5 protein-coding genes are annotated in these 7,703 nt (G+C 68.0%); 4 read left to right on the top strand and 1 reads right to left on the bottom strand.

Features of this window, described 5'->3' with window-relative positions; translation table 11 throughout:
- The 4 genes from G3O00_RS37550 to G3O00_RS37535 all read left to right on the top strand — a co-directional run.
- On the top strand, window positions 1-1,997 hold a 1,997-nt coding region (locus tag G3O00_RS37550), incomplete at its 5' end, for a xanthine dehydrogenase family protein molybdopterin-binding subunit (protein ID WP_206146035.1).
- A 15-nt stretch (window positions 1,998-2,012) separates the two neighbouring features.
- Window positions 2,013-3,311: a cytochrome c gene (locus tag G3O00_RS37545; protein ID WP_206146034.1), complete on the top strand. Its 1,299-nt coding sequence runs from the start codon at window positions 2,013-2,015 to the stop codon at window positions 3,309-3,311.
- 152 nt (window positions 3,312-3,463) lie between these two features.
- On the top strand, window positions 3,464-4,909 hold the full coding sequence (locus G3O00_RS37540; RefSeq protein WP_011355203.1) for an NAD-dependent succinate-semialdehyde dehydrogenase: 1,446 nt from the start codon (window positions 3,464-3,466) through the stop codon (window positions 4,907-4,909).
- A 401-nt stretch (window positions 4,910-5,310) separates the two neighbouring features.
- On the top strand, window positions 5,311-6,789 hold the full coding sequence (locus tag G3O00_RS37535; RefSeq protein ID WP_206146033.1) for a diguanylate cyclase: 1,479 nt from the start codon (window positions 5,311-5,313) through the stop codon (window positions 6,787-6,789).
- Between the two features lie 54 nt (window positions 6,790-6,843).
- On the opposite strand, the gene tagH is transcribed toward G3O00_RS37535, so the two are convergent.
- On the bottom strand, window positions 6,844-7,703 hold an 860-nt coding region (gene tagH / locus G3O00_RS37530; RefSeq protein WP_206146032.1), incomplete at its 5' end, for a type VI secretion system-associated FHA domain protein TagH.

Genomic DNA, 7,703 nt, shown 5'->3' with positions numbered 1-7,703 from the left:
GCGCCGGCAAGGTCACGCTGGTGATGCCGAAGGTCGAGATGGGGCAAGGCGTCTATACGGCGCTGCCGATGCTGATCGCGGAAGAGCTCGAAGTGCCGCTGTCGAGCGTGACGCTCGACCATGCGCCGCCGAACGAGAAGCTGTTCCTCGATCCGCTGCTCGGCGGCCAGCTCACCGGCGGCTCGACGTCGGTGCGCTATGCATGGGAACCGCTGCGCCGTGCGGGCGCGACCGCCCGGACGCTGCTGGTCGCGGCCGCCGCGAAGCAATGGAACGTCGATCCGGCATCCTGCCGCGCCGCGAACGGCGAAGTGCAGCATCCGCCGAGCGGCCGGCGCTTGTCGTACGGCCAGCTCGCCGACGCGGCGGCGAAGCTGCCGGTACCGAAGGACGTCGCGCTGAAGAAGCCGGCAGATTTCAAGCTGATCGGCACGCCCGCGAAGCGGCTCGATTCGCCGGAAAAGGTCGACGGCACGGCCCAGTTCGGGCTCGACGTGCGCCTGCCCGGCATGCTGTACGCGGTGATCGTGAACAGCCCGGTGTTCGGCGGCACGGTCGCGAGCGTCGACGACACGGCCGCGAAGAAGATTCCCGGCGTGCGCCAGGTCGTGCGCGTCGACAACGCGGTGGCGGTGGTCGGTGATCACACCTGGGCCGCGAAGCGCGGCGCGTCGGCGCTGGTCGTGAAGTGGAACGAGGGCGCGGGCGCGAAGGTGTCGACGAAGGATCTGTTCGCGGATCTCGCGCAGGCGGCGGCGAACGGCAAGGGCGCGGTCGCCCGCAAGGACGGCGACGTCGACAAGGCATTCGCGAATGCGAAGACGCGCGTCGATGCCGTCTACGAACAGCCGTTGCTTGCCCACGCAACGATGGAACCGGTGAACTGCACGGTGCACGTGCGCGGCGACGGCTGCGAGATCTGGGTCGGCACGCAGGTACCGACGTTCGCGCGCGACACCGTACAGCGGCTCACGGGCCTCGCGCCGGACAAGATCGCCGTGCACAACCACCTGCTCGGCGGCGGCTTCGGCCGGCGGCTGGAGACGGACATGATTGCGCAGGCCGTGAAGGTCGGCAAACAGGTCAACGCACCGGTGAAGGTGGTCTGGACGCGCGAGGAAGACGTGCAGCACGACATGTACCGGCCGTGCTACTACGACAGGATTTCGGCCGGCCTCGACGCGAACGGCAAGCCGGTCGCGTGGCAGCACCGGATCGTCGGCTCGTCGATCATGGCGCGCTTCGCGCCGCCGGCGATCCAGCACGGCGTCGATCCCGATGCGGTCGAGGTTGCGGCCGAACTGCCGTACGACCTGCCGAACCAGCTGGTCGACTACGTGCGCCAGGAGCCGCGCCACGTGCCGACCGCGTTCTGGCGCGGCGTCGGCCCGACGCGCGGCACGTTCGTGGTCGAGAGCTTCATCGACGAACTGGCCGCGCAGACCAAGACCGACCCGGTGCAATATCGCCGCGCGCTGCTCGGCAAGACGCCGCGCGCGCTCAACGTGCTCGACGTCGCGACGAAGGCGGCCGGCTGGGGCGGCCCGGCGCTGCCGACGGGGCAAGGGCGCGGCGTTTCGGTGATGCACGCGTTCGGCAGCTTCTTCTCGATCGTCGTCGACGTCGCGGTGGACAACGGCGAAGTGCAGGTGAAGCGTGTCGTGTGCGCGGTCGATTGCGGCATGGTTGTCAATCCGAACACGATCGAGGCGCAGGTGCAGGGCGGCATCATCTTCGGGATCACGGGCGCGCTGTACGGCGAGATCACGATCGAGGACGGCCGCGTCGTACAGAGCAACTTCACCGACTACCGGATGCTGCGGATCAACGAGACGCCGCCGATCGAGGTGCATCTCGTGAAAAGCGGTGAAGCCCCGGGCGGGATCGGCGAGCCGGGTACAGCCGCGACGGCCGCGGCGGTGTCGAACGCGATCTTCGCGGCGACCGGCAAGCGGCTGCGCAAGCTGCCCGTCGGCGACCAGTTGAAGACGGCTTGAGGGGAGGCGACGAACATGCGAAACCTCACCCTGAAAGTGCTCGGCACGTCGTTGCTGGCCCTGTCTGCGCTGCTGGCCGGCACGGCCGCCCATGCCGCACAGACGGCACCGGCCGACAGCGCGCTCGTCGCGCGCGGCGCGTATCTCGCGAAAGCGGGCGACTGTGTCGCGTGCCACACCGCGCCACGCGGCACGCCGTTCGCCGGCGGCCTGAAGATGGTTACGCCGATGGGCGCGATCTACACGACCAACATCACACCCGATCCGGAGACGGGCATCGGCGGCTATACCGAAGCCGACTTCGCCAGCGCGCTGCGCAAAGGCGTCGCGAATGACGGTCACAACCTGTATCCGGCGATGCCGTACCCGTCGTACGCGAAGCTGAAGGACGACGACGTGAAGGCGCTGTACGCGTACTTCATGCACGGCGTCGAGCCGGTGAAGCAGGCGAACCGGCCGTCGGACATCCCGTGGCCGCTCAACATGCGCTGGCCGCTCGCGTTGTGGAACATGGTGTTCCTCGACACGACGCCCTATGCCGACAAGCCGGCCAAGGACGCGATGTGGAACCGCGGCGCGTATCTCGTCCAGGGGCTCGGGCACTGCGGGTCGTGCCATACACCGCGCGGCGTCGGCTTCCAGGAGAAGGCGCTCGACGAAGGCGGCACGGCGTTCCTGTCGGGCGCGCCGATCGACAACTGGTTCGCGTCGAACCTGACCGGTGAGCCCAACACGGGGCTGGGCCGCTGGAACGAGGCCGAGGTCGCGCAGTTCCTGAAGACCGGCGCGAACCGTCATGCGACCGCGTTCGGCTCGATGGTCAGCGTGATCAACCACAGCACGCAGGCGCTCTCCGACGACGATCTGGCGGCGATTTCCCGCTACCTGAAATCGCTGCCGGCGGCGGGCGGCACGGGCGCGCCGCCGTACAGCTATGATCCGAAGGCGACGCAGGCAGTACTGGGCCGGCCGGCAGCCGATCCGGGCGCGAAGGTGTATAACGCTTACTGCCTGCATTGCCACGGCGCGGACGGGCGCGGCTACGCGCCGCTGCTCGCACCGCTCGCCGGCAATCCGAACGTGCTCGAAGCCGATGCCGCGTCGCTGATCAACGTGACGCTGAACGGCAGCGAGACGCTCGTGATCGACGGCGTGCCGTCGGCGTATCCGATGCCGGCGTTCTCGAACCAGTTGAACGACCGGCAGATCGCCGACGTGCTGACGTTCATGCGCGCCGGCTGGAACAACGGTGCGCCGGCCGTGCAGGCGGCGGACGTCGCGAAACTCCGCAAGGCGACGGCGGCCGCGCGCTGAGCGCGGCCCCATGCGGAACGATGGCGGGCCGGTGTGCCCGCCGTCACTGCCGCCGGGTGCGTGCCTGCCCCGGCGGCCTGGCTTTTTCTGTCAACCGGCGCGCGGCCGTTCGCGGCAGCGCGCGTTTTTCGACGCAATGTAGGGGTGTCTGGATGGCTAACGTGACTTATACGGATACGCAACTGCTGATCGACGGCGAGTGGGTCGACGCCGCGAGCGGCAAGACGATCGACGTCGTGAACCCGGCGACCGGCAAGCCGATCGGCAAGGTGGCCCACGCGGGCATCGCCGATCTCGATCGTGCGCTCGCCGCCGCGCAACGCGGCTTCGACGCATGGCGCAAGGTGCCCGCGCACGAGCGCGCGGCGACGATGCGCAAGGCGGCCGCGCTGGTGCGCGAACGCGCCGACGCGATCGCGCAGCTGATGACGCAGGAGCAGGGCAAGCCGCTCACCGAAGCACGCGTCGAAGTGCTGTCGGCGGCGGACATCATCGAATGGTTCGCGGACGAAGGCCGCCGCGTGTACGGCCGAATCGTGCCGCCGCGCAACCTCGGTGCGCAGCAGACCGTCGTGAAGGAGCCGGTCGGCCCGGTCGCCGCGTTCACGCCGTGGAATTTCCCGGTCAACCAGGTCGTGCGCAAGCTGAGCGCCGCACTGGCAACCGGTTGCTCGTTCCTCGTGAAAGCGCCGGAAGAAACCCCCGCGTCGCCGGCCGCGCTGCTGCGCGCCTTCGTCGACGCGGGCGTGCCGGCCGGCGTGATCGGCCTCGTGTACGGCGATCCGGCTGAAATCTCGTCGTACCTGATTCCACACCCGGTGATCCGCAAGGTCACGTTCACGGGTTCGACGCCGGTCGGCAAGCAGCTCGCCGCGATGGCGGGCCTGCACATGAAGCGCGCGACGATGGAACTGGGCGGCCATGCGCCGGTGATCGTGGCCGAGGACGCCGACGTCGCGCTCGCGGTGAAGGCCGCCGGCGGCGCGAAGTTCCGCAACGCAGGTCAGGTCTGCATTTCGCCGACGCGCTTCCTCGTCCACAACAGCATCCGCGACGAATTCACGCGTGCGCTGGTCAAGCATGCCGAAGGGCTGAAGGTCGGCAACGGCCTCGAGGAAGGCACGGCGCTCGGCGCGCTCGCGAACCCGCGACGCCTCACCGCGATGGCGTCGGTCGTCGACAACGCACGCAAGGTCGGTGCGCGCATCGAAACCGGCGGCGAGCGGATCGGCACGGAAGGCAACTTCTTCGCGCCGACCGTGATCGCGGACGTGCCGCTCGAAGCGGATGTGTTCAACAACGAGCCGTTCGGTCCGGTCGCGGCGATTCGCGGTTTCGACAAGCTCGACGACGCGATCGCCGAAGCGAACCGTTTGCCGTTCGGCCTGGCCGGCTACGCGTTCACGCGTTCGTTCGCGAACGTGCACCTGCTCACGCAGCGCCTCGAAGTCGGGATGCTGTGGATCAACCAGCCGGCCACGCCGTGGCCGGAAATGCCGTTCGGCGGCGTGAAGGACTCGGGCTACGGGTCGGAAGGCGGCCCGGAAGCGCTCGAGCCGTACCTCGTCACGAAGTCGGTGACGGTGATGGCCGTCTGACGGTCGTCGATCGATCGCGTGCGCGGCGCCGTCGGCGTCGCGCGGGCGGTCGGCGCAGGCCGGGCGGGACGCCCGGTCTTTCGCCGGTTTTCCTGCCAGCCGTGCATTCGAACGGCAACCACCCGGGTATTTCAAGACGCGTATCACTGCGGATCGATTGTTTCGATTCCGTCACCGGTAACGACCCACGTCATGCCGCGATCCTCGGTGAATCGACGCCGGCACCCGGTGCCGGCACGAGCGGAACACGATTCCTGCGACACCGCTCGGGTCACGTCGTCGGCAACCTGGCAAGTACGGACTGCACCTCGTACCCGGATGTCACACTTTTTGGTATAGGTTATTCAGAAGAATCCATAACAACCGGTGCGTCAGCGTCGGCCTAACCTGAGAGGAAACGGATGCATCCGCGGTCGGCAGCGCCGTACTACGTTGTGCTGGCGGGGACCTTGATAGCGTGCGCGCTGATGGGCCTTTGCATATTGCAGTTGTTTCAGAGCCGTCACGACGCGCTCGATCGCGCGCGCGACACGTCGCGGAATCTGGCGCTCGTCGCCGAGCGCGACATCGAACGCAATATCGAGCTGTACGGCCTGTCGCTGGAAGCGGTGATTCAGGGCCTGCAGCGGCCGGACGTCATGGCGGCCTCGCCGGCGTTGCGGCGCGGCATCCTGTTCGATCACGCGATGACGGCGAAATTTCTCGGCTCGATGCTCGTGCTGGATTCGGCCGGCAACATCATCCTGGATTCGGCGAACGACGTGCCGCGACAGGGCAATTTCGGCGACCGCAAGTACTTTACGGTTCACCGGGACAATCCGGACGCCGGGCTTTACATCAGCGATCCCTACGCGTCCCGCCTGCGCGGCGGGTCGCTCAGCGTGGCGCTGACGCGCCGCGTGTCGAATCCGGACGGCTCGTTCGGCGGCATCGTGATGATCGCGGTCAACCTCGAGTATTTCCACACGCTGTTCGCCGGCCTCGCACTGGGCTCGCACGGCGCGATATCGCTGGTCGGCACGGACGGCATCATGTTCATGCGCCAGCCGTACGACATGCACACGATCGGCCGTGACATCAGCAAGGCGGCGACGTTTCGCCACTTCCTGACCGCGCCGGAAGGCTCGTTCCTCGATACCTCGACGATCGACGACGTGCGCCGCCTGTACTACTTCAAGACGCTGCCGCACCTGCCGCTGATCATCATGGTCGCCGAGGCGGAGCAGGACATCTACGCCGCGTGGCGGCACCGGGCGATCACGATCGGCGCGCTGGTGGCGACCTTCGGCGCGGCGTTCATCGTGCTGTCCTTCATGCTGGGCACCCAGTTGCGGCGCCGGATGCGGGCCGAATCCGAGCTGGTGATGCTCGCGCGCACCGACGGCCTCACCGGGCTCAACAATCGCCGCTCGTTCGGGGAAGTGCTGGACCTCGAATGGCGCCGTGCCCGCCGTGCCCGCTCGGTATTCTCGCTGCTGTTCGTCGACGTCGATCGCTTCAAGGCCTACAACGACACGTACGGTCACCAGGCCGGCGACGACGCGCTGGCGGCGGTTGCGCGGTGCATCGGCGACAACATCCGGCGCCCTGCGGACACCGCGGCCCGCTATGGCGGCGAGGAGTTCGTCGTGATCCTGCCCGATACACCGGCCACGGGTGCGACGGAGATCGCCGAGCGGATTCGCGCGGCCATCGACGGGCTGGCGATCGAACATGCGGAAAGCGAATACGGGCGCGTCACCGCGAGCATCGGCGTGGCAAGCTGGGCGCCTGAGCAGGAAGGGGAAGTCGAGTCGGTAATCAAGGCGGCCGACGAGGCGTTGTACCACGCGAAGGAAACGGGGCGAAACAAGGTTGCCTCGCATGAAACGGACACCTGACACCACCGCCGGCACGCATCGCCCATTGCCGACGGCGGGCGTGCCGTTCGACGCTCAATGCCGGCCGCTGCCGCGATAGCTTTCCACTTCCGCGTCGTACGCGGCCAGGAACGCCTTGCCGAACACCGACGCGAAATCGTCCTCGATCGCGAACACCGTGTCGCGATGGGTCGCCGCGTAGCGATCCCACATCCTCGCCTTGTACAGCACGGGCACGCGCTTCTCGTACCAGCGCATCGCGTCGTCGCGCTCGCGCAGGCGTTGCGGTGAAAAGCGCGTCAGCAGGTCCATCAACGCGGCGCGCATGCCGGCGACCATGCCGATCTGGTGCGCATGCAGATCCTGGAACGCGTCGCTGACCGCGCTCTGCGGCGACATGAAGCCCGGCAGCGGCAGCCCGAACATCTGCCGCAGCACGGCGCCGCCGTCCGGCAGCAGCTTCAGCGGGTTGTTCTCGCGATCGAGCAGCATCGTCATGTGCGCCTTGACCTCGCGCTTCAGGATGCTGCGCGACGACAGCAGTTCGACCGTGCCGTTCGCGAACAGCGCCAGCAACTGGCCCGCGATGTACAGCTGTTCGGCCGACCACTGATGCGACTCGGCGGCCGTATCGAGCCCCGCGCCTTCGAAGAACGCGCTCAGCAGCTCATCGGGCGTCGGCACGCGCGGCGCATGCGGCGCTGGTTCGTCGGCCGGCTGCGGATCGGCGGCGCGCGCGGCGGCTGGCTGCACACGCACGTGCTGCGTCCACTCGGGCGCATGGTCGGCCTGGGTCGTGGACGACGCTTCGCGATTGGCGCTGCCACGATCGACTTGCGACGCCGTGCCCGATGGGCCTGATGTGCCGATATCGCCCGACGACTGCGCGAACAGGTCGAGCGGATCGATCGACAACTGGTTCAGGTCGCGCTGCA

Source organism: Burkholderia sp. Ac-20384 (genome assembly GCF_017104605.1).
GTDB classification, from domain to species: domain Bacteria; phylum Pseudomonadota; class Gammaproteobacteria; order Burkholderiales; family Burkholderiaceae; genus Burkholderia; species Burkholderia lata.
Note: the sequence above shows the minus strand (reverse complement) of the source record. Positions and strands in the feature narration are given on the sequence as shown.

What these genes read in the sequence shown, in the direction of transcription:
- G3O00_RS37535 (WP_206146033.1), top strand. Translation starts at nt 5,311, where the DNA reads ATGCATCCGCGGTCGGCAGCGCCGTACTACGTTGTGCTGGCGGGGACC.
- G3O00_RS37540 (WP_011355203.1), top strand. Translation starts at nt 3,464, where the DNA reads ATGGCTAACGTGACTTATACGGATACGCAACTGCTGATCGACGGCGAG.
- G3O00_RS37545 (WP_206146034.1), top strand. Translation starts at nt 2,013, where the DNA reads ATGCGAAACCTCACCCTGAAAGTGCTCGGCACGTCGTTGCTGGCCCTG.